This window comes from Herbaspirillum frisingense GSF30 (genome assembly GCF_000300975.2).
Lineage (GTDB): Bacteria > Pseudomonadota > Gammaproteobacteria > Burkholderiales > Burkholderiaceae_D > Herbaspirillum > Herbaspirillum frisingense.
The window spans coordinates 29,975-50,463 of record NZ_AEEC02000028.1 but is presented as its reverse complement, the minus strand read 5'-3'; the positions used below and the strand labels follow the sequence as shown (position 1 = coordinate 50,463).

General features: G+C 63.3%; 16 protein-coding genes. 4 read left to right on the top strand and 12 right to left on the bottom strand.

The features are described from left to right. Positions 1–71 precede the first annotated feature (71 nt). The 4 genes from purT to HFRIS_RS17745 all read right to left on the bottom strand — a co-directional run bounded on the left by purT (position 72) and on the right by HFRIS_RS17745 (position 4,563). On the bottom strand, positions 72–1,283 hold the full coding sequence (gene purT / locus HFRIS_RS17760) for a formate-dependent phosphoribosylglycinamide formyltransferase (RefSeq protein ID WP_006712647.1): 1,212 nt from the start codon (positions 1,281–1,283) through the stop codon (positions 72–74). Between the two features lie 272 nt (positions 1,284–1,555). Further along, positions 1,556–1,855 (bottom strand): AtuA-related protein, encoded by a 300-nt coding sequence (locus HFRIS_RS17755; protein ID WP_006712646.1) that lies wholly within the window; start codon positions 1,853–1,855, stop codon positions 1,556–1,558. Between the two features lies 1 nt (position 1,856). Further along, on the bottom strand, positions 1,857–3,218 hold the full coding sequence (locus HFRIS_RS17750) for an acyclic terpene utilization AtuA family protein (RefSeq protein ID WP_006712645.1): 1,362 nt from the start codon (positions 3,216–3,218) through the stop codon (positions 1,857–1,859). A gap of 43 nt (positions 3,219–3,261) precedes the next feature. Then, complete coding sequence (locus tag HFRIS_RS17745) at positions 3,262–4,563, bottom strand: CitMHS family transporter (RefSeq protein ID WP_006712644.1); 1,302 nt, start codon at positions 4,561–4,563, stop codon at positions 3,262–3,264. A 187-nt stretch (positions 4,564–4,750) separates the two neighbouring features. Here HFRIS_RS17745 and HFRIS_RS17740 point away from each other — a divergent pair, with 187 nt between their 5' ends. Continuing rightward, complete coding sequence (locus HFRIS_RS17740; RefSeq protein ID WP_006712643.1) at positions 4,751–5,707, top strand: LysR family transcriptional regulator; 957 nt, start codon at positions 4,751–4,753, stop codon at positions 5,705–5,707. Between the two features lie 470 nt (positions 5,708–6,177). On the opposite strand, the gene HFRIS_RS17735 is transcribed toward HFRIS_RS17740, so the two are convergent. The 6 genes from HFRIS_RS17735 to HFRIS_RS17710 form a co-directional block, all read right to left on the bottom strand. Next, positions 6,178–7,512 (bottom strand): methyl-accepting chemotaxis protein, encoded by a 1,335-nt coding sequence (locus HFRIS_RS17735; protein ID WP_006712642.1) that lies wholly within the window; start codon positions 7,510–7,512, stop codon positions 6,178–6,180. A 315-nt stretch (positions 7,513–7,827) separates the two neighbouring features. Continuing rightward, the gene (locus tag HFRIS_RS17730) at positions 7,828–9,489 is read right to left on the bottom strand and encodes an MFS transporter (protein WP_006712641.1); all 1,662 of its coding nucleotides are present in this window, start codon (positions 9,487–9,489) and stop codon (positions 7,828–7,830) included. Between the two features lie 602 nt (positions 9,490–10,091). Further along, on the bottom strand, positions 10,092–11,294 hold the full coding sequence (locus HFRIS_RS17725) for a TIGR03364 family FAD-dependent oxidoreductase (RefSeq protein ID WP_006712640.1): 1,203 nt from the start codon (positions 11,292–11,294) through the stop codon (positions 10,092–10,094). A gap of 314 nt (positions 11,295–11,608) precedes the next feature. Continuing rightward, positions 11,609–12,592: a putative 2-aminoethylphosphonate ABC transporter substrate-binding protein gene (locus HFRIS_RS17720; protein WP_420865069.1), complete on the bottom strand. Its 984-nt coding sequence runs from the start codon at positions 12,590–12,592 to the stop codon at positions 11,609–11,611. Positions 12,593–12,739: 147 nt separating this feature from the next. Next, on the bottom strand, positions 12,740–14,485 hold the full coding sequence (locus HFRIS_RS17715) for a putative 2-aminoethylphosphonate ABC transporter permease subunit (RefSeq protein WP_006712638.1): 1,746 nt from the start codon (positions 14,483–14,485) through the stop codon (positions 12,740–12,742). A 7-nt stretch (positions 14,486–14,492) separates the two neighbouring features. Beyond that, positions 14,493–15,614: a putative 2-aminoethylphosphonate ABC transporter ATP-binding protein gene (locus HFRIS_RS17710; RefSeq protein WP_006712637.1), complete on the bottom strand. Its 1,122-nt coding sequence runs from the start codon at positions 15,612–15,614 to the stop codon at positions 14,493–14,495. A 287-nt stretch (positions 15,615–15,901) separates the two neighbouring features. On the opposite strand from HFRIS_RS17710, the gene HFRIS_RS17705 reads away from it, so the two are divergent. Together HFRIS_RS17705 and HFRIS_RS17700 are read left to right on the top strand one after the other, a co-directional pair. Further along, the gene (locus HFRIS_RS17705) at positions 15,902–16,444 is read left to right on the top strand and encodes a hypothetical protein (protein ID WP_006712636.1); all 543 of its coding nucleotides are present in this window, start codon (positions 15,902–15,904) and stop codon (positions 16,442–16,444) included. Between the two features lie 205 nt (positions 16,445–16,649). After that, positions 16,650–18,569: a SurA N-terminal domain-containing protein gene (locus HFRIS_RS17700; protein ID WP_006712635.1), complete on the top strand. Its 1,920-nt coding sequence runs from the start codon at positions 16,650–16,652 to the stop codon at positions 18,567–18,569. A gap of 273 nt (positions 18,570–18,842) precedes the next feature. On the opposite strand, the gene HFRIS_RS25470 is transcribed toward HFRIS_RS17700, so the two are convergent. Then, positions 18,843–19,022 carry a hypothetical protein gene (locus HFRIS_RS25470; RefSeq protein ID WP_161625984.1) on the bottom strand — a complete coding sequence of 60 codons (180 nt, stop codon included), beginning with the start codon at positions 19,020–19,022 and terminating at the stop codon, positions 18,843–18,845. 29 nt (positions 19,023–19,051) lie between these two features. Between HFRIS_RS25470 and HFRIS_RS17695 the strand changes: the two genes are divergently transcribed. Then, the gene (locus tag HFRIS_RS17695; RefSeq protein WP_039876277.1) at positions 19,052–19,771 is read left to right on the top strand and encodes a glutamine amidotransferase; all 720 of its coding nucleotides are present in this window, start codon (positions 19,052–19,054) and stop codon (positions 19,769–19,771) included. 88 nt (positions 19,772–19,859) lie between these two features. On the opposite strand, the gene HFRIS_RS17690 is transcribed toward HFRIS_RS17695, so the two are convergent. Beyond that, a complete protein-coding gene (locus HFRIS_RS17690) occupies positions 19,860–20,483 on the bottom strand; it encodes an arylesterase (protein ID WP_006712633.1) in 624 nt (207 codons plus the stop codon). Positions 20,484–20,489 lie beyond the last annotated feature (6 nt).

The window sequence follows — 20,489 nt, the reverse complement described above, 5'->3', positions numbered from 1 at the left end:
GCGTTGCCGGCCCCAAAACTAAACGGGCTCCGATGCAACTCGGAGCCCGTCGGCCAGATCGTTTGCGACGCTTATTCCGGGATCACCGGCTTGACCTTGGCTGCGGCCTGCTTGGCGCGGATGCGGGCAGTTTCCACATTGTCGGCGGCGGCCAGGGCCACGCCCATGCGGCGACGGGCGAAGGACTCCGGCTTGCCGAACAGGCGGATATCGGCGCCGGGGATGCGCAGCGCCTCGGCTACGCCGTCGAAGGCGATGCCACGGGCTTCATGCTGGCCGTAGATGACGGCCGACGCACCCGGGGTACGCAGGGCGGTATTGACCGGCAGGCCGAGGATGGCCTTGGCATGCAGTTCGAACTCGCTCTGCACCTGGCTGACCATGGTGACCATGCCGGTGTCGTGCGGACGCGGGCTGACTTCGGAGAACCAGACCATGTCGCCCTTGACGAACAGTTCCACCCCGAACAGGCCCAGGCCGCCCAGGTTCTCGGTGACCTTGCGGGCGATGTCGCGGGCCTTCTCCAGCGCGGCGCCCGGCATCGGGTGCGGCTGCCAGGATTCGACATAGTCGCCCTTGACCTGCACGTGACCGATGGGGTCGCAGAAGCTGGTGATGGTCTCGCCGTTTTCGTTGAGCGAGCGCACCGTCAGAAGCGTGATTTCGTAGTCGAAGTCGATGAAGCCTTCCACGATCACGCGACCGGAGTCCACGCGGCCGCCGGCGGCGGCGTAGTTCCAGGCGGCTTCGATCTCGTCGGCGCTGTCGATCTTGGACTGGCCCTTGCCGGAGGAGGACATGACCGGCTTGATCACGCACGGATAGCCGATCTGGTCGATGGCGGCCTTGAGCTCGTCGAGGCTGTCGGCGAAGCGATAGGGCGAGGTCGCCAGGCTCAGTGTTTCACCGGCCAGACGGCGGATGCCTTCGCGGTTCATGGTCAGCCAGGCGGCGCGGGCGGTCGGGATGACACGGGCGCGGCCGGCTTCTTCCAGCTTGACCAGGGTTTCGGTGGCGATGGCCTCGATCTCGGGCACGATCAGGTCCGGCTGCTCCTGCTCGATCAATGCGGCCAGGGCGGCGCCGTCGGTCATGTTGATCACATGGGCGCGATGCGCGACCTGATGGCCGGGCGCGTTTTCATAACGGTCAACGGCGATCACTTCCACGCCCAGGCGTTGCAGGGCAATGATGACTTCCTTGCCCAGTTCGCCGGAGCCCAGCAGCATGACCTTGGTGGCGGAAGGAGAAAGCGGCGTGCCGAGTCGAGTTGGTTTTTTCATAATGGGGGGAGAGTATCAGCAGGGAGCTGATGCAGTGCGAGAATGAATCACGGGCGGACGATACCAAATCTTGCCGGCTTTGGACAGTCGCAATGTACGCAGTTTCAGACGAAGTAATCGGTGAAAACTTGCCTATTTTTCCCTGGGGTAATTTATGACCGACAAAGGTTCTCCGCATCGCTCCAACGTCGCTCTAATGTCACCTAACTGCAGCCAAAATAGCGCTCTTTCTTTCTTCTCGTGTTACGAGAATTTTCAGATGATTCTCAATACTACAGTTCCATCCCCAGCATCACCCCCGACAACGCTTTCCCATGCGCATCCAGCGCCAATGAGCGCGTCACGCCGCCGCCCAGTGCGCGCTGCATCACGAAATTGAGTGCTCCCAGCTGCGGCAAGGCGTAGCGCACAACCTCTCCCAGCACGACCCCCGCAAAATGCGCTCGCACCCGCTCGGCGGTCAGTTCTCGTTCCAGCAGGGCGTAATCCTCGATGCGGTAGGCAATCACCGAAATATTGGAAATGTCGCCCTTGTCCCCGGCACGCGAATGGGCGATGTCTCTGAGTTGCATGTCAGACCTCCTCGATATGAACGGATGGGTGCACCAGGCTGCGCGGCAGCAGCAGCGATAGCACGGCAATGACCTCGCGGGCGGCTTTGGTCGCGCCACCGCCACCGGCCGGGCCATTGGTGTAGAGGGTCTCGACCTCGTTGCCGATGCGTACCGCTTCCTTCATGCTGGCCGTGCGCCCGGCCACGCGCAGGCGCACTTCCTGTGGCTCTGGCGCCCGGGCCGCCGACGCCATCTGCGCGCTGCTGATGGCGTTCACGCCGATCAGGTCCAGGCGCAGTTCGTCGGTCTGCACGCCGGTCAGCGCCAGGCGCTCGCGTACGATGTCGGCAGCCAGCTGGGCGCGAGCTTGCGCCCCTGGTCCGGCATAGGAAATCTGGCCCTCGCCGATGAAGCTGTCGCGGTAGCCCAGCGTGGTCTTCAGTGTTTCCGGGCGCGCGCGGCCACGGCCGCCGGTGATGGCGACGCGGTCAGGGCCGATTTCGGTGATCTGGACTTGCGAGAAATCGGCGATCACGTCCGGCGTGTAGTAGGCGGCGGGATCATGGATTTCATAAAGCAGTTGTTCCTTGCAGGTCTGCGCCGTCACCTGGCCACCGGAGCCGGCGACCTTGGTGATGACGGCACTGCCGTCGGCGCTGATCTCGCCGATGGGGAAGCCCAATCGCGCCAGCCCGGCCACATCCTTCCTGCCAGGATCGGCAAAGTAGCCACCGGTGATCTGGCCTGCGCATTCCAGCAGATGGCCGACCACGGTGCCTTGGCCCAGCTTGTCCCAGTCATCGGCAGCCCAGCCGAATTCGTACACCAATGGCGCCAGCACCAGTGCCGGATCGGCCACCCGGCCGGTCACGATCACGTCGGCGCCGGCTTGCAGGGCTTCCAGGATGGGGGCCACGCCCAGGTAGGCATTGGCCGAGATGAGGCGCTCTCCCAGGGATGCCACCGGCTGGCCATTGTCCTCGATGCGGAAGTCGCCGGCCTGCACCGCCTCCAGCACGTCGTCGCCGATGACGGCGGCGACCTTCAGCTGCGTCAGGCCCAGTTCGCGGGCGATCTCGCGGATGCGTTGGGCTGCCGCCTGCGGATTGGCCGCACCCATGTTGGTGATGATGCGTACGCCCTGGTCGGCGCAGGTCTTGAGCACGGCGTACATGCGCTCGGCCAGCAGCGGATCGTAGCCCTTGGTCGGATCGGCCAGCCGCGCCTGCTGACCGATGGCGATGGTGCGCTCGGCCAGGCATTCGAAGATCAGGTAGTCCAGCTGCCCCTGTTCGGCCAGCTCGGCCGCCGGTTCGATACGGTCGCCCGAGTAGCCGGCACCGGCGCCGATGCGCACGACGCGTTGCGGATCATGGGTCATGCAATGCTCCAAAAACGTTTCTTTCCCGGGGCCGGTCGCTGGATCAGAACAGCGGGAACAGGCCCAGCGCCACGCAGGCGATGGTCATCACCACCGAGGCGCCGAACAGGAAGGGAATGGTGTACTTCTGGTGGTCCGCCAGTTCAATGCCGGCCAGGCCGCACACCAGGAAGGTGGCCGGGGTCAGGGGGCTGACCGGGAAACCGGTGGTCATCTGGCCCAGCAGCGCCGCCTGCGCCACCTGGATGGTCGGTACGCCCAGCATGTGGCTGACCTCGGCGATCACCGGCAGCACGCCGAAATAGAAGGAATCCGGGTCGAACAGCAGCGACAACGGCATCGACAGCAGGCCCAGCACCACCGGAATATGGCCGGCCATGTCGGGCGGCACCAGGCCGACGGCCGTCTTGGCCATGGCGGTCAACATGCCCGACTTGGTCATGATGCCGGTGAACACGCCAGCGGCGAAGAGGATGCTGGCCATCAGCAGCGCGGCCTTGGCGTGGGCGTCGATGCGCTCGCGCTGCATGGTCACGTCGCGGTAGTTGATCATCAGGGCCAGCACCACGCCGATCATGAACATCACCACCGGATCGACCTTGCCGCTGATCATCACGCCCAGCACGAACACGGTGAGCACGATGTTGGCCCAGAAATTCTGCGGTCGGCGGATCTTCATTTGCGCCTCGGTCAGCTCGTGCTGCTGCACGAAGTCCACCGTAGAACCCTTGCCCAGGGCGAGGCGACGTTCTTCCTTCAGGCCCAGCAGGTAGGAAGCGATGAAGACAAAGGCCAGCCCCACCAGCTGCACCGGCACCAGCGGCGTGAAGATGTCCGACACCGGGATATGCAGCGCCGCCGAGGCGCGGATCATCGGCCCGGTCCAGGGCAGGAAGTTCACCCCGGCCGCCAGCGAGGCCACGCAGGCCAGGATGCGCTTGTCGATGCCCAGCCGGTTGTACAGCGGCAGCATGGCCGGGATGGTGATGAGGAAAGTCACCGCGCCCGAGCCGTCCAGGTGGATCAGCAGCGCCAGCAGGGCAGTACCCGGCACGATGCGCGTGGGCCGGCTGCCCACCGTCTTGAGGATACGGCTGATGATGGGGTCCAGCATGCCGGCATCGGTGACGATGCCGAAGAACAGGATCGCAAACACGAACATGCCCGCCACCGGCGCAATGGCGGTCACGCCCTGGACGATGAACTTAGAGGTCTGCAGGCCGAAGCCACCGACCAGCGCAGCGATGATGGGAATGGCGATCAGCGCCACCAGCGGCGACATCTTCTTGGTGAGGATGGCGGTGAACAAGGATACGATCGTGACAAAGCCTAGCAGGGCTAACATGCGTGTCTCCGGTGTTTGGTTTGATGTTCTTGTGTTGTCATCACTTCCAACGCGCCGGATCATTGTTGTGTACTGAGGCTGCGGGAGGTGAGCAGGGCGAGTGTAGGTGGCGGTCGATTTTGTTGTAAAGTCGCTTTTTTCGATTGATTGACCGGTTTTTCAGGATAATTGCCGGCCCACCTTCGCCATGCAAACCAATATCTCCACGCGATTGCTGCAGGCCTTCCTGGCCCTGGTCGACTGTCGCCATTTCGGCCATGCGGCCGAGCGCTGCCATGTCTCGCAATCCGCCTTCAGCGCCATGATCCAGAAGCTGGAAGCCGCCGCCGGGGCGCGGCTGTTCGAGCGCGATACCCGCAATGTGACCCTGACGCCGGAAGGTGAACTGTTCGTGCAGGTGGCACGCCAGCTGGTCCACGACATCGAGGCCGCCTTCGCCGACATGAGCGACTACGTGGCGCGCCGCAAGGGCCGGGTGGCCATCGCCGCCTTGCCCTCGCTGGCGGCGGGTTGGCTGCCGCCGGTGCTGGCGGAGTACCGGCGTCGCTATCCGGGGGTGATGCTGGAGCTGTTCGACGCCATTTCAGACCACTGCCTGGACCTGCTGCGCCAGGGCAAGGCCGATATCGCACTGACCGCGCCGGGACCGAACCTGCTGGAGTTCGATACCCGCCCGCTGTACAGCGATCCGTTCTATCTGGTCTGTCGACGCGACCACAAGCTGGCCGGCAAGCGCCGCATCAAGATAGCGCAACTGGCCGGCTGCGAGATGATCCACCTGGCCCGTTCCACCAGCGTACGCCAGCACCTGGATGCAGCCCTGCGCCCGGGCGCGGTGATCCATACCGGACTGGAAGTGGAGCACCTGGCCACCGTGGCCGCCCTCATCGAAAGCGGCCTGGGCGTGAGCGTGGTGCCGGAGCTGACCTTGTTCCAGTTCCGCCTGCCGGAGCTGGTGGCCATCCCGCTGGATGCCCCCGACCTGGTGCGGCCCTTGCTGACCGTCACGCCCAAGGGGCGCAGCCTGTCAATTGCGGCACAGGGCTTGATGGAACTGGTGGAAGAGAAGGCCGGGCGGGCGAACCCGTCCAGCCTGGCGAGCACGCCAAGACCCGCCTCCAGGGCGCGTAGGTCTCCGTTGTGAGCTGCGTCAGTGGCCCGGTGGAGGCTGCGCCCGATCACGATCGGAAGCTGGGTGCGAAATCGGGGAATAGGGAAATCGGCGAATGGTGAGGCATGGGGCCCTTGCCAGTCCGAGCAGCGCAAGCGTCAATCGCCGCGAGTGGTAGGGATCGTCGCTGCTGATCAGTGCTAACCGCGACTAGGGCCTGTTCACATTTAATCTGCGAGATGCGTTGGCGCCAGAAGGCGTGGTGGCAAGGCGCGCGTCAGGGTTGGTGGTGGTGCCACCAGCCCTGACGTGCAACGCCGCCAGCGCGCCTTCTGGCGCCAACCCTCCGGGAGAGGCCGCCAAGCGTCGCCTGCCGTTGTTGCAGCTCCTTGCCGTAGCACCACTACGGCGCGTCGCTGCGCCTAGGCAGTCAACGCTTGGCGACCTCTCGCACTCGTAGATTAAATGTGAACAGGCCCTAATCCCACTTTTCCCGCCCCGGCTTATTTCATCAGGATTTGCAACTGCTCCAACGCCCCGTTGACATGTTCGATCTCATTGGTCTGATTGTGGGCGGAGACGCTGATCGTCTCGATGATTTCGCTGATGTTGTTGATCGACTCGACGATGGTGCTCATGGTCTTCCCCGCGTTCGTGACCAGGTCAGATCCTTCCCGGGCCTCGTTGACCGATTCACCGATCAGGGTCTTGATCTCACTGGCCGAGGCCGCCGTGCGTTGTGCCAGGCTGCGCACTTCGCTGGCAACCACGGCAAATCCTCGCCCGTGCTCGCCGGCTCGCGCAGCCTCGACTGCCGCATTCAGGGCAAGCAGATTTGTGCGGAAGGTGATCTCGTCGATCACGGCGATGATCTCGGTAATCTTTGCCGCGCTGGCATTGATTGCGCTCATCTTATGAACGACTTCATTCATGACGTCCCCCCCTTGCACAACGACGGAGGAGGTCGCCTTGACGAGATTGTTCGCCTTCTGCGCACTGCTCGATCCCTCACTGAGCGCGCCGGTCAGGCCCTTCACCGCTGCCTGCAGAGTCTGGGTGGCCTGTGTCTGGATGGTGACGTTGGTCGCATATTTGACGATCTTGAAGACGCGGCCATTCATGTCAAAGATGGGGTTGTAGTTCGCCTGTAGCCACAAGGGATCGCCATTTTTCTTGACGCGGCGATACAGCCCTGCATCAGCTTGCCCCATGCCCAGGCGATGCCAGAAATCCTTGTATTGAGGAGATGCGCGCTCGGTCTGCTCGACGAAGATGGAATGATGCTTGCCCTGGATTTCAGCAAGTGTATAGCCCACCGCCTGCAGGAAGTTGTCGTTGGCGTGGAGTATGTTTCCTGCGACATCAAACTGGATCACGGCGCGGACCTTGTTGATCGCCTTGATCTGGCCCGAGAAGTCGGCCACCTGTAGCTGCTGGTGCGTGACGTCGCGCGCATATTTGACGATCTTGAAGGGCCGTCCCCAAGCATCCATGATGGGATTGTAGGTGGCCTGAATCCAGACCTCGGCCCCCGATTTCGTGATGCGACGATAGAGACTCTGTTCAAATTCGCCACGCGCGAGCTTTTCCCAGAATTTTGCGTACGCCGGCGTATTGCGTTCTTCCTCTGCCACGAAAATGCGATGGTGCTGGCCTTTGATCTCGACGAGCGAGTAGCCCATCAGATCGAGGAAATTCTTGTTGGCCTTGATGATTTTTCCGTCGAGGCTGAACTCAATGACGGCCAGCGCCTTGTCAATGGCGGCGAGCTGCCCCAGCGTATCGGCTTTCTTCTTGCTGAGACGAGATAGGAATCGGAAAGAATCAAGGAATGTCATGGCAAAGGGCTTACATGGTTGGTTTTTGTCATGCGCACTGGCAGGGCTGGCGCCCCTCCTGAGAGGGATTTTCCTGCGCGCGACGCAGCGTCTGTGTCATTGGCCCTAGTTTATAAATGTTCAGCAACGCGTCCATCGGAGATTTCCTGATGGGCTTGTCTGGAGGATTGGAATGTTTTTGCTGCGGGGAGGGGGCAGGACACAACTTGAGCTTGTTCGCGAGAGCCCGCAGGCATATCGACTGCCACGGTCGCGACGCACAAAAGAAAAGCCCCGCGACAGGGCGCGGGGCGTTAGAGCGGGTATGTCTTGCGGTCAGTCGTGGATGTTGTTGTGCACGGTTTCCTTGACGAACAGCAGGCCGATCACGAAGGTGATCATGGCGATCACGATCGGGTACCACAGGCCGTAGTAGATGTCGCCCTTGAAGGCCACCAGCGCGAAGGAGGTGGTCGGCAGCAGGCCGCCAAACCAGCCGTTACCGATGTGGTAGGGCATGGACATGGAGGTGTAGCGGATGCGGGTCGGGAACATTTCCACCAGGGCGGCGGCGATCGGACCGTAGACCATGGTCACGTACAGCACCAGGATGAACAGCAGCAGCAGGACCATGGGCTTGTTGATCTGCTCCGGATCAGCCTTGCTCGGATAGCCGGCAGCCTTGATGTCGTCAGCCAGTTCCTTGGACAGTTGCTTGTCCTTGGCGGCCGCATCTTCCTTGGACAGGCCGTTGGCCTCATAGGAGGTGATGACGCGATCGCCGATCTTGACGGTGGCCACCGAGCCCGGTGCGCCTGCCACGTTCTGGTAGTTCACCGAAGCGGCCGACAGCTTGGCCTTCACGATGTCGCAGGACGAGGTGAACTTCTTGGTGCCGGTCGGGTTGAACTGGAACTGGCAGCTGGCCGGGTCGGCGGTCACGATCACCGGCGACTTTTGCAGAGCCGATTCCAGCGCCGGGTTGGCGAAGTGGGTCAGGCCGTTGAAGATCGGGAAGTAGGTGACGGCGGCGATCAGGCAACCACCCAGGATGATGGGCTTGCGGCCGATCTTGTCCGACAGCGAACCGAAGAACAGGAAGAAGGGCGTCGCCAGCAGCAGGGCGGCAGCGATCAGGATGTTGGCGGTGGGACCATCGACCTTCAGGGTCTGGGTCAGGAAGAACAGGGCATAGAACTGACCGGTGTACCACACCACGGCCTGGCCGGCGGTCAGGCCCACCAGCGCCAGGATGACCAGCTTCAGGTTCTTCCACTGGCCGAAGGCTTCGGTCAGCGGAGCCTTGGAGGTCTTGCCTTCAGCCTTCATCTTCAGGAAGGCGGGCGACTCGTTCATGGACATGCGGATCCACACCGAGATAGCCAGCAGCAGGATGGAGACCAGGAAGGGAATGCGCCAGCCCCAGTCGGCGAAGGCGGCTTCACCCACCGCAGTACGCACGCCCAGGATCACCAGCAGCGACAGGAACAGGCCCATCGTGGCGGTGGTCTGGATCCAGGCGGTGAAGGCGCCGCGACGACCTTCCGGCGCGTGTTCGGCCACGTAGGTAGCCGCACCGCCATACTCGCCGCCCAGTGCCAGGCCCTGCAGGATACGCAGGATGATCAGGATGATCGGGGCGGTGATGCCGATGGAGTTGTAGTTGGGCAGCACGCCGACGATGAAGGTCGATGCGCCCATGATCAGGATGGTCACCAGGAAGGTGTACTTGCGACCCACCAGGTCACCCAGGCGGCCGAACACCAGCGCGCCGAAGGGGCGCACGATGAAGCCGGCGGCAAAGGCCAGCAGCGCGAAGATGAAGGCAGTGTTGGGATCGGTGCCGGCGAAGAACTGCTTGGCGATGATGGCCGCGAGCGAGCCGTAGAGGTAGAAGTCATACCATTCGAAAACGGTGCCTAGCGACGAGGCGAAGATGACTTTCTTCTCCTCCGGTGTGATGCCGCGCGCAGTCGTGTTGACTGATGCTGTGGTCATGTTTGTCTCCTTGGTTTTAATTGATATTGCTACTGCATGGATGCCTGCGGTACCCGGGGTACGGACCCTGCGATGCAACAGGTGCAACAGATGGTCGAATGGGGCGTTATGCAAGAACGCACCGGAGACAGCATGAAGATTCCTCCCTCGCCTTCCCCGTCAGACACAAACCGCGATATTGGCTTCGCATTGCTTGCGTAAGGACCCACTTGTCCATGCCGGGAGTGTGCGACGTCAAACTTACGCAAGACTTGCTTCAAACTTACACAAGCTTACAGCGCAGGACGGCGATTTCAGGTTGCGCTGCAGCAGGTAAAGTGGCCTCTGGCAAGGCTTTGCAGGGTGGGGAGTGGCTATTGCGATGCAGCGAGGATGTCAGGGGGCTCGCATCTGTCCAGACAAAGAGTGAAGTTTTTTCTGTCAGGAACAGGCAGAAAAACCTGAAGCGGACGTCAGGGCAGGTGTAGCGGGAAGGGAAAGCGGAAGAGAACGTGGGGAATAAAATGCGGGCCGGCAGAAAACCTGCGCCACGTCGTTTGCCCGGCATGTCCGGCGCGGCAGCGAGGCCGCCGCGCCGGAGAGGGATGCCGAGGGTGAAACGATCAGGCCAGCGCCGTCGCCGGTGCCGGCTGGGCAGTGGGCGTAGGCAGGCTGTCACCTTCCAGCAAAGCCTTGACCACGCGCTCGCCCAGGCCCAGGCCCACGCTCATGCCGATGCCGGTGTGCATCAGTACCACCGAGGTGTGGGCATCGATGGGCAGGGCCGAGAACGGTCCCGGGCCCTTGCTGCCGTAGACGCCTTGCCAGCGCTCGATCACCTTGACCCGGGTGGCCAGGGTGTGTTCCACCAGGCCCACCATCAACTCATCGATCTCTTCGCTGTTGAAGGGTGGCGAATCGCTGCCGTAGTGGTGCGAGTCGCCCACGATCAGTTCCTGGTACGGCGTGGGGCTGACCAGCAGGTGGATGCCGTGCTTGTTGAGCAGGGGCGCATTGGCCTCGATCTCGGCATGTACTGCGCGCGCGGTCGGCAGGTCCGAGAAGGCGCCATAGTGGGTGCAGGACAGCCCGGTCAGCACCGCATGGGTCAGTGGCAGCGGCTCTTCGGTCTTCAGGCGCAGCATCTGCAGGCGGCACTGTTTCAGGTTCATCGGCTGCAGGCGATCGGCGAACAGGGTCAGGTAGTCGTGACCCGAACAGACCACCACGCGCTCGGCACGGAACTCGCCGGCCGTGGTAGACAGGCGGCCATCGGCCGTGCCATGCACCAGGGTATTGAAGCGGAAATGCACGCCCTGCGAGTGCAGGTAGGCCACCAGCGCCGGCATCGCCTCGCGGGAATACAGTTGCAGGTCTTCGGTGCCATGCAGGGCCGAACGGTGATGGCGGAAGCGGCCGTTGTAGAGGGCATTGAGCTTGTCTCCCTCCAGCAGCGAGGCGCGGTAGTCGTACTGGCGGGCGCGCACCATCATGAATTCCTGCAGCACATCGTGCTCGGCCTCGCTGCGGGCAAACAGCAGGGTGCCGGCTTCGCGGGCGCTGAAGTGGGCGCGCGCGGCCAGGTGCAGCCAGATGGCGCGGCTTTCACGTGCCAGGTCGAGCATGATGCCAGGCGGCTGGCCGGTCACCAGGCCCATGCCGAAGTTGCGCACGGAAGCGCCCAGCGGGGTGCCGGTACGTTCGAACACGGCCACCTTGAGACCGCGCTTGACGGCCGCATAGGCATGCGCCAGGCCGAGGATGCCGGACCCGACCACGGCCAGGTCGAAGTGTTGCGGATCGTGTTCTGAGGGGGATTGCGTCATGGGGATGGCTCCATCGGATACGGTTGCGAGATGTGGTGCTGCCTGTTGTGGACGGACGCTCTGTCGGCGTCCTGTGGTCCTCTCTGCGCGCCGTCGCAGGCTGGGCTGCGATGGCGCCGAAGTTCTGTCAACGCGGGGCTGTGTCGAAGATGCGACCCAGATGACCGTTCGCCCTGAGTAGCGGCGTCGCCGCGTATCGAAGGATCGCCGTCTGTGTGCCCCTTCGACAAGTTCAGGGCCGGCTTCGATACGGCCCGGCCCGGGCCTGCTCAGGTCGAACGCTTCCGGTGGACTTCGTCACAGCCCCGGAGAAGTTACTGCTTCTTCTCGGACTTGCTTTCGTAGCGCTTGCTCCACTCGGTCAGGATGCGATCGCGCTGGGTGCTGGCCCAGGTGAAGTCGTTCTTGATCAGGCGCTTCTCGTAGTCGGCCGGCAGCAGCTCGTCCGGCTTGGCCACGCCGGGGATGGCGACCACGGCGAAGTTCTTTTCATACAGGGCCATGGCTTCCTTGCTGGCGGAGAAATCGGCCAGCTTCTTGGCTGCTTCCAGGTGCTTGCTGCCCTTGACGATGGCGGTAGCTTCGATGTCCCAGCCCAGGCCTTCGGCCGGCAGGATCACGTCGATGGGCGCGCCTTCCTTCTTGGTCTTCACGGCGCGGTACTCAAAGGCGATACCGATCGGGAATTCACCGGTGGCCGCCTGCTTGCAGGGCTTGGAGCCGGAGTGGGTGTACTGGCCGATGTTCTTGTGCAGGGCGTCCATGTAGGCCCAGCCCTTGTCTTCGCCCATCATCTGCAGCCAGGCCGAGACGTCCAGGTAACCGGTACCGGAAGAGGCCGGATTGGGCATGACGATCTTGCCGGCATAGACCGGCTTGGTCAGGTCGGCCCAGGAAGTCGGCTTGGGCAGACCTCGCTTCTGCGCTTCCACGGTGTTGAAGCAGATGGCCGAGGCCCACACGTCCATGCCGACCCAGGCCGGCGGATTGGCGGCGCTGCGGTACTTGCCGTCGATGGCCGACAGGCCTTGCGGTGCGTACGGGGTCAGCATGCCTTCCTTGTCCAGCAGGGCCAGGCTGGTGGCGGCCAGGCCCCAGATCACGTCGGCCTGCGGGTTGGCCTTTTCAGCCAGCAGCTTGGCGGTGACGATGCCGGTGGAGTCGCGTACCCACTTGATTTCGATGTCCGGATTGGCCTTCTGGAAGGCGGCCTGGTAGGCCTTGATCTGGTCGGCTTCGAGGGCGGTGTAGACGGTCAGCGTGGTGGCCGCGTGCACGGCTGGTGCCGCCAACAGCATGCCGGCGCCGATCACCGATGCGAGCAGGGAAAACAGCTTGGTTTTTTTCATGATGGCCTTCGTCTGTGAATGGCTAGGTTGAAAAAGCGTCGGAAACGCGAGGGTAAAAAAGTGCGAGGGTAAAAGCGGACAAGGGGAGAAACCCGGTCAGTGGGCGCGTCCACGACGCCAGGCCTGGGCACGCGCCAGCCAGCGGCTGCCGGCCAGGTGCATCAGCAGCGCGGCGGCGGCCGAGGTCAGCAGGATCAGGGTGGACATGGCGGCGGCCGGGCCGACATCGCCGGCATCATCCATGTTCAGCACCGCCACCGAGGCCAGTACGGTGTCCGGGCGGTACAGGAAGATCACCGCCGAGACCGTGGTCATCGAGGAGACGAACAGGTAGCGGAAGATCTCCAGCATCTGCGGCAGGCATAGCGGCACGGTGACCCGGATAAAGGTCTTTAGCAGCGGCACCTTCAGCGACAGCGAGGCGGCCTCGAATTCCGGATCGAGCTGCTTGAGGGCGGTAACGGCGGTGAGGTGGGCCGTAGTGTAGAAGTGCACGATGGAGCAGAGCACCAGCAAGCTCATCGTCCCGTACAGGAAGTTGAAGGGATTGGCCGGATGGTTGAAGAACAGCAGGCTGCCCAGGCCCAGCACCAGTCCCGGCACCGCCATCGGCAGGAAGCACAGCATGCGCAGCAGCGCGGACAGCGACGCCTGGCCCCGGGTCTTTTCCATCAGCCAGGCGCCGCTGAAGATCACCACGGTGCCGACCACGCTGGTGCCGCAGGCCAGTTTCAGGCTGTTGAAATAGGCCAGCCAGCCACCGCCGTCCATGTTGTCGAAGTCGTAGTGCTGCAGCGTCAGTTGCAGGTTGTAGGGCCACAGCTTGACCAGCGAGGCGCCCATGGCCACCACGATCATCATCAGGATGGCGGCGGCGATCAAGACTACTGTCAGCAGGTTCAGGCCATCACGCCGCCAGTCTGGGCGGGGCACATAGACTTCCGAGCGGCTGCTCATGTTGGCCCGCTGGCGGCGCTGCAGCCAGCCGTCCAGGGCGAAGGTCAGCAGGGCCGGCACCAGCAGCAGCAAGCCGATCAGCGCACCGCGCCCGAACTGCTGCTGGCCGACCACCGCCTTGTAGGCTTCCACCGCCAGCACGCTGTAGGCGCCGCCGGTGATCTTGGGCACGCCGAAGTCGGTGATGGTGAGCGTGAAGACCAGACACAGCGCGCCGAAGATGCCATAGCGCGTGGCCGGCAGGGTGACCGTGCGGAAGATGCGGCAGCGCGAGGCGCCCATGGCATGGGCGGCGTCGTAGAGGCGTCCGTCGGCCTGAGACAGGGCCGACAGCAGAATCATCATGGCATGCGGGAAGGTGTAGAACACTTCACCCAGCAAGATGCCCCAGAAGCCATAGATGCTGCCGTCCATCCATTCCTTGAACAGCCCCTGGTTGCCAAACAGGTAGATCAGCGCGATGCCCGGCAGCAGCGACGGTGCCAGCAGCGGCAACAGGCCGATCCCGCGCCACAGGCCCTTGAAGGGAATGCAGGTACGCTGCAGGGCATAGGCGAAGACATAGGCCAGCGGCACCGTGACCACGGCGGTCATGGCCGAGACCCAGAGGCTGCGCCCCAGCATGGGCAGGAAATTGATGTTGGCGAAGAGTGCCATCAGCGGCGCCGCACCGGCCCAGCTGCCATCGGGCTGCAGCACCGCCTGCGCCAGGATGAACAGCAACGGCCCACCCAGGCCGATCAGCAGCACGGCCAGTAACAGCCATTTCAGTCCGGCCAGCAGGCCCTGGCTGCGATCGACCGTGCTCAGGGGCAGGGCCGGGGCGGGCTGCACGGATGGTTCGATCGCCATGGCGGACGAAGAAAGGGAGGAGGGCAGGCTCATCGCAGATTCAGGCAAACACCTGCAGGGCCTGGCGCGGCAGGGCCACCCACAGGCCGTCGTTGGCGGGCAGGGCGGCCAGGCGTTCATGGGCCTGGTCGCTGACATCGGCCAGCAGGGTCTGGCCGGGCAGCGCGTCGGCAGCCAGTGCCAGGCGGTAGCGGTTACCCAGGTAGATGCGGTCGGTCACCCGCGCCTGGAAACGGTTGGCGGTGGCGTCGGTGGCAAACAGTTCGATCGATTCCGGGCGGCAGAACAGGCGGCCGCTGGGCAGTTCCGCTTCCTCGGCCTGGATTTCCAGGCGCAGCGCTCCCACCGCGACCTGCGAGCCGGAGATGCGGGTAAAGGGCAGCCAGTTGGCATGGCCGATGAAGTCGGCCACGAAGGGCGTGGCCGGGCGCCGGTAGATCTCGGCCGGCGTGCCGAACTGTTCGATGCGACCGTGCTGCATCACGGCGATGCGGTCGGCCATGACCATGGCTTCTTCCTGATCGTGGGTGACCATCAGGGTGGTGATGCCGAACTGCTTTTGCAGGCGGCGGATTTCCAGTTGCAGGTGTTCGCGTACCTGGGCATCCAGGGCCGACAGCGGTTCGTCCAGCAGCAGCAGGGACGGTGACGGCGCCAGTGCGCGGGCCAGTGCCACGCGCTGTTGCTGCCCGCCGGAGAGCTGGCCGGGATACTTGGCTTGGCTGCCGCCCAGGCCGACCATGTCCAGCATGGCCGCGACCCGATCCCGGCGTGCATCACGCTTCATGCCGGTGAGGCCGTAGGCGACGTTATCGGCCACCGTCAGGTTGGGAAACAGGGCATAGGACTGGAACAGGATGCCGTAATCGCGCGCCTGGGGCGGCAAGTGGGAGATATCGCGCCCGCCGGCGTGGAGCTGGCCGGCGTCCTGGCGTTCCAACCCGGCGATGGTGCGCAGCAGGGTGGTCTTGCCGCATCCGGACGGCCCCAGCAGGCAGACCATCTCGCCGCGACGCACTTCCAGCGATACCCGATCCAGCGCGGTGAAGGCGCCAAAGCGCTTTTCGATGCCCTGCACGGTCAGGAAGCCGGTCTCGCTGTGCTCCTGCGGGTCCTGGCAGGGCAGCAGCGCAAGCGCGGCGGAAGAAGGATTTTGCATCATCTCGGAAGTGGTCTCGCTAGCTCGCGTTGTTGCCCAAACGCAGCGCCCGTGCGGAGTTGCGGGGCGCAGCCGGGGGTGGAAAGCATGCGGATGGTACGGTGAAAATATGACTGCTGGATGACACCCCCTGCTGCAATAGCGGACCAGAATCCTTGCTATAGATTGAAGCTATGGATGCCCGCCCGGACTCCCGGGAGCAGGGAATCGGCACGGCGATTTGCGGTCCAATCCTTCATTGACGAGCGGCATTGAGTGAATCAAGATCGTTCATCTGAGAGGAGACCAGAATGAATACACGCACCAGGCCGGCGCGGCTGCCGACCTCGCCCCGGCAGTTGGTCAGGCGATTGGCCATCTCGGGCGTGGGCGTGGCGGCCATGCTGGCCGCCTGCTCGGCCCCGGAAAGTACCCAGGAAACCCGTGACGAGCTGGCGCGCACCCTCATCGAGCAAAAAAAGACCACCGAAGACGGTACCTCCACGGCGACCACCGTGGATGGCTACAAGGTCGACCTGGCCAAGCGCATTTCCCAGGTCAACTTCACCAGTGTCTATGTGGAAAGGCCGCAGGCGTTGCTGCGCTCGGTGATCGTGATCAAGTACATCGTCGATGGGGATGGCAATCTGCTCAAAAGTGAAATCCTGCGCAGCAATCGCGACAAGCACGCCGAAGCCAGCGCCCTGGGCAGCCTGAAGACGGCCGCCCCCTTTCCCAAACCGCCACCGGCGCTGTTGAAGCAGGGCCGTATCGAACTCTCGGAGAGTTGGCTGTTCAATAATGACGGCCGTTTCCAGCTGCGCAGCGTGGCCTTGGCCCAGATGGACCGCTAGGGGGCGGCAGGGCCGCAAAGATGCCTCAGGGCATTGGCATGTGTATAATGTCGCGCGAGCACGACGGTGTGCGTTGTGCGTCCCGGGCCCAAGGGCTTGCGCCGGATCAGGGCGAACGCGAGTTCGCCCTTTTTGTTATCCGCGGACGCCCGGCGGCAGTCCTCGCTGACCTTCATTGACCAGATCGTTTATTGATTGGCTATTCATGTTTGATTTCATTCGTACTCACCAGCGCCTGATGCAGTTCCTGCTGCTGCTGTTCATCTTCCCGTCGTTCGCCTTCTTCGGCCTGGAGGGCTATAGCCGCCTGACCGACGACAGCGGCGTGGCCAAGGTGGCCGGCCAGACCATCACCAAGGAAGAATGGGACGCCGCGCACCGCCAGCAACTGGAGCGCATGCGCCAGGTGTACGGTAACCAGTTCGATAGCAAGATCTTCGATAGCCCGCAGGCGCGTCGCGCCATCCTGGACAACCTGATCGCCCAGCGCGCTCTGGGTGCCGAAGTGGTGGCCAACAAGCTGGTGGTGCCGGACCAGGTGCTGCAGCAGAGCATCCTGCAGATCCCCGGCCTGACCAAGCCGGACGGCAGCTTCGACAATGAACAGTATCGCGTGCTGCTGGCAGCCCAGGGCATGACGCCCAAGTCCTACGAAGCCGGCCTGCGCCGTGAAATGGCCGTGCAGCAGTTGAACGCGGCCATCCAGAGCACTGCCTTCGCGCCCCGGACCGTGGCCGAGAACCTGTCGAACCTGAACGATCAGGAACGCACGGTGCAGATGCTCAACTTCAAGCCGGACAGCTATGCCGCCCAGGTCAAGGTGAGCGACGACATGCTCAAGGCCTACTATGACAAGAACGGCGCCCGCTTCGAGACCCCGGAGCAGGCCGACATCGAATACGTGGTGCTGGACGCTGCCGCCGTGGCCGCCCAGGCTGCCGTTACCGACGACGACATCAAGGCTTACTACGAGCAGAACCAGAAGCAGTACGCCACCGAAGAACAGCGTCGTGCCAGCCACATCCTGATCACCGTCAAGAAGGATGCGCCGGCAGCCGAGAAGGCTGCTGCCAAGGCCAAGGCCGAAGGCCTGGTGGCGCAACTGCGCAAGAACCCGGGCGACTTCGCCAAGCTGGCCAAGGCCAACTCGCAGGACCCGGGTTCGGCTGAAAACGGTGGCGACCTGGGCTACTTTGCCAAGGGCGCCATGGTCAAACCCTTCGAAGATGCTGCCTTCAGCCTCAAGCAGGGCGAGATCAGCGATCCGGTGGAATCCGACTTCGGCTATCACGTGATCGAAGTGACCGGCATCAAGCCGGCCGCCGTCAAGCCGCTGGAATCGGTCAAGGCCGAGATCGGCGCCGAGATCAAGAAGCAGATCGCCGCCAAGAAGTATTCGGAAATGGCCGACCAGTTCAACAACCTGGTCTATGAAAACGGCGACAGCCTCAAGGCGGTCTCCGACAAGCTCAAGCTGAAGATCCAGACCGCCACCGGCGTGACCCGTGCGCTCAACCCGGCCGCTGGCCCGCTGCCGTACAACAATGCCAAGTTCCTGACGGCGTTGTTTACCGACGACGTGATCAAGGCCAAGCACAATACCGAAGCCGTGCAGACTGCCCCCAATACCCTGGTGGCCGGCCGCATGACCAGCTACAAGCCGGTGGCCAAGCGTCCGTTCGAGGAGGTCAAGGCCGATGTGCAAAAGGCCGTGCTGCAGCAGGAAGAACAGGCACTGGCGGTCAAGGCCGGCCAGGAACGCCTGGCACAGCTGCAGGCCAAGGATGACGCCACCGGTTTCAGCGATGCCAAGGTGGTCTCGCGCGTGAAGTCCGACGGCTGGACTCAGGAAGCCTTCAATGCCGTCATGAAGGCCGATACCGCCAAGCTGCCGGCCTACGTCGGCGCCGAGACGCAGGGCCTGGGTTACCAGATCTACCGCGTCACCAAGGTGGAACAGCCCAAGACCGTCGACACCGCCCGCCGCAAGGCCGAGCAGGAACAGATCGTGGCCGCCTTGTCGCAACAGGAAGCCCTGGCTTACCTGGACTACCTGCGCGAGAAGGCCAAGACCAAGCTGCTCAAGGGTGCCGCTGCAGTCAGCGCGGATGACGCCGCCAAGTAAGCTGGCGTGACCCGCGACGGGGCATGCGCGCACCGGGATCGTGAATCGGCGCGCAGCCCCGCCCAGTTCAGGGGAGTTGTCGGCATGTCTGCCACAATTTACTAAAATATTTACCGAGGCCGCTTTTCCAGCGGCCTTTTTTGTTTCATCATGGACACTGGCGCAGCCTGCATGCGGGATGCACAGGCGGGGATGCACAAAAGAGCAGGGTTCGGGGATGGACCTTTCTCTGTTTTTATCCCTCGGGATTTCGGCTGATCTTGTCAGTCCCGGTCAGTTTTCACTCAGCGAGAAAATGCACATATTGTGCTGATGAAGTGAAAATAATGTCATCCGCATGCCATCTTGCGCCGTTTTTGGAATAAACGGCTGCCGTAAAGTTGTCGCTGCCTCCAGTCGAAGTTCGAAGGCATTGCTCGGTGTATTTCCCACAAGGAATGCTTCCGATGCCATGTTTTGCCCTGAATACCGACCACGTTTTTATGCCTGCCCCAGTCCTGATCATCCAAACCGGCGATGCCAATCCTGCCCTCAAGACCAACTATGGTGGTTATGCCGACCAGATAGGTTGCGCCGCCGGTCTGTGCCACACCGAAATCGAAGTCGTGACCGTCTATGAAGGGGAGCGCCCGTCCTGCCCGCGCAGCTATCGGGCCGTCTTCATCACCGGTTCGCCGGCCATGGTGACCGACAAGGAAGACTGGAGCGAGCGCACCGCCGAATGGATCCGCGACGCCGCCGACCTGGATACGCCGATGTTCGGCATCTGCTACGGCCACCAGCTGCTGACCCATGCCTTCGGCGGTGAAGTCGGCTACAACCCGGCCGGCCGGGCTGCTGGCACCATGCACGTGGAAACGCTGGAATGCTGCCGTCAGGATGAATTGCTGGGCGTGCTGCCAGAGGCCTTCCCGGCGCACATGCTGCATATGCAGTCGGTGCTGCGGCCGCCCAAGGACGCCATCGTCATGGCCCGTTCGCCGATGGACCCGCACCACGTGATCAAGCACAAGCACAACGTCTACTCGACCCAGTTCCACCCGGAGTTTTCGCCCGAGTTCGTGCGCGCCCACCTGCGCTACTACACCGACATCTACCGTGGCTGCGGCATCGACGCCCAGGCCCTGTGCGAAAAGGTCAGTGCAACCCCGCAATCGACCGGGCTGCTGCGCCGTTTCCTGGACCTGTACGCGCGCCATTGAGGCGTAGCTGTCCGGTTCTTCTCCTGGATGAACGAAGCCCCTGGCGCCGGTGACGGCGGCAGGGGCTTCGGCTTTCAGGGCGGGGGATCTACTTCTTGCCCAGCAGCGGCTTCAGGTGTGGCCAGACATTGTCCAGCAGCCTGGGCTGGGCTTGTTCGTTGGGGTGGATGCGGTCAGCCTGGAACAGCGACAGGTCGGCGGCAATGCCCTCGAAGAAGAACGGTACCAGCGCCACCTTGTTGGCCTTGGCCAGGTCCTGGTACATCGCGGCGAAGCGGCGCGTGTAGTCCGGGCCGTAATTGGGCGGAATCTGCATGCCGATCAGCAGCACCTTGGCCTTTTGCTGGCGGGCCAGGTCGATCATGGCCTGCAGGTTGTCCTGGCTGGTCTTGAGCGGCAGGCCGCGCAGCGCGTCGTTGGCGCCCAGTTCGATCACCAGGATGTCCGGCTGGTGCTGCGTCATCAGCGCCGGCAGGCGATTGCGTCCGCCGATGGTGGTGTCGCCGCTGATGCTGGCGTTGACCACCCGCAGTTCCGATTTGTCCTGCTGCAGCCGTTGCTGCAGCAGCCCGGTCCAGCCGGTGCCGCGTTGCAGGCCATATTCGGCCGACAGGCTGTCACCGAGCACAAGCAGGTTTTTTGGGGCAGAATAAGCGCTCGCCGTCGCCAGCACCAGGGCGACGCCCGCCAGTAGCCGCAGCAGCCAGCCCATTACGCT

Excerpts from the sequence above, each read along its gene's own strand:
- purT (WP_006712647.1), bottom strand. The coding sequence starts at position 1,283 with ATGAAAAAACCAACTCGACTCGGCACGCCGCTTTCTCCTTCCGCCACC.
- HFRIS_RS17755 (WP_006712646.1), bottom strand. The coding sequence starts at position 1,855 with ATGCAACTCAGAGACATCGCCCATTCGCGTGCCGGGGACAAGGGCGAC.
- HFRIS_RS17750 (WP_006712645.1), bottom strand. The coding sequence starts at position 3,218 with ATGACCCATGATCCGCAACGCGTCGTGCGCATCGGCGCCGGTGCCGGC.
- HFRIS_RS17745 (WP_006712644.1), bottom strand. The coding sequence starts at position 4,563 with ATGTTAGCCCTGCTAGGCTTTGTCACGATCGTATCCTTGTTCACCGCC.
- HFRIS_RS17740 (WP_006712643.1), top strand. The coding sequence starts at position 4,751 with ATGCAAACCAATATCTCCACGCGATTGCTGCAGGCCTTCCTGGCCCTG.
- HFRIS_RS17735 (WP_006712642.1), bottom strand. The coding sequence starts at position 7,512 with ATGACATTCCTTGATTCTTTCCGATTCCTATCTCGTCTCAGCAAGAAG.
- HFRIS_RS17730 (WP_006712641.1), bottom strand. The coding sequence starts at position 9,489 with ATGACCACAGCATCAGTCAACACGACTGCGCGCGGCATCACACCGGAG.
- HFRIS_RS17725 (WP_006712640.1), bottom strand. The coding sequence starts at position 11,294 with ATGACGCAATCCCCCTCAGAACACGATCCGCAACACTTCGACCTGGCC.
- HFRIS_RS17720 (WP_420865069.1), bottom strand. The coding sequence starts at position 12,592 with ATGCTGTTGGCGGCACCAGCCGTGCACGCGGCCACCACGCTGACCGTC.
- HFRIS_RS17715 (WP_006712638.1), bottom strand. The coding sequence starts at position 14,485 with ATGAGCCTGCCCTCCTCCCTTTCTTCGTCCGCCATGGCGATCGAACCA.
- HFRIS_RS17710 (WP_006712637.1), bottom strand. The coding sequence starts at position 15,614 with ATGATGCAAAATCCTTCTTCCGCCGCGCTTGCGCTGCTGCCCTGCCAG.
- HFRIS_RS17705 (WP_006712636.1), top strand. The coding sequence starts at position 15,902 with ATGAATACACGCACCAGGCCGGCGCGGCTGCCGACCTCGCCCCGGCAG.
- HFRIS_RS17700 (WP_006712635.1), top strand. The coding sequence starts at position 16,650 with ATGTTTGATTTCATTCGTACTCACCAGCGCCTGATGCAGTTCCTGCTG.
- HFRIS_RS25470 (WP_161625984.1), bottom strand. The coding sequence starts at position 19,022 with ATGGCATCGGAAGCATTCCTTGTGGGAAATACACCGAGCAATGCCTTC.
- HFRIS_RS17695 (WP_039876277.1), top strand. The coding sequence starts at position 19,052 with ATGCCTGCCCCAGTCCTGATCATCCAAACCGGCGATGCCAATCCTGCC.
- HFRIS_RS17690 (WP_006712633.1), bottom strand. The coding sequence starts at position 20,483 with ATGGGCTGGCTGCTGCGGCTACTGGCGGGCGTCGCCCTGGTGCTGGCG.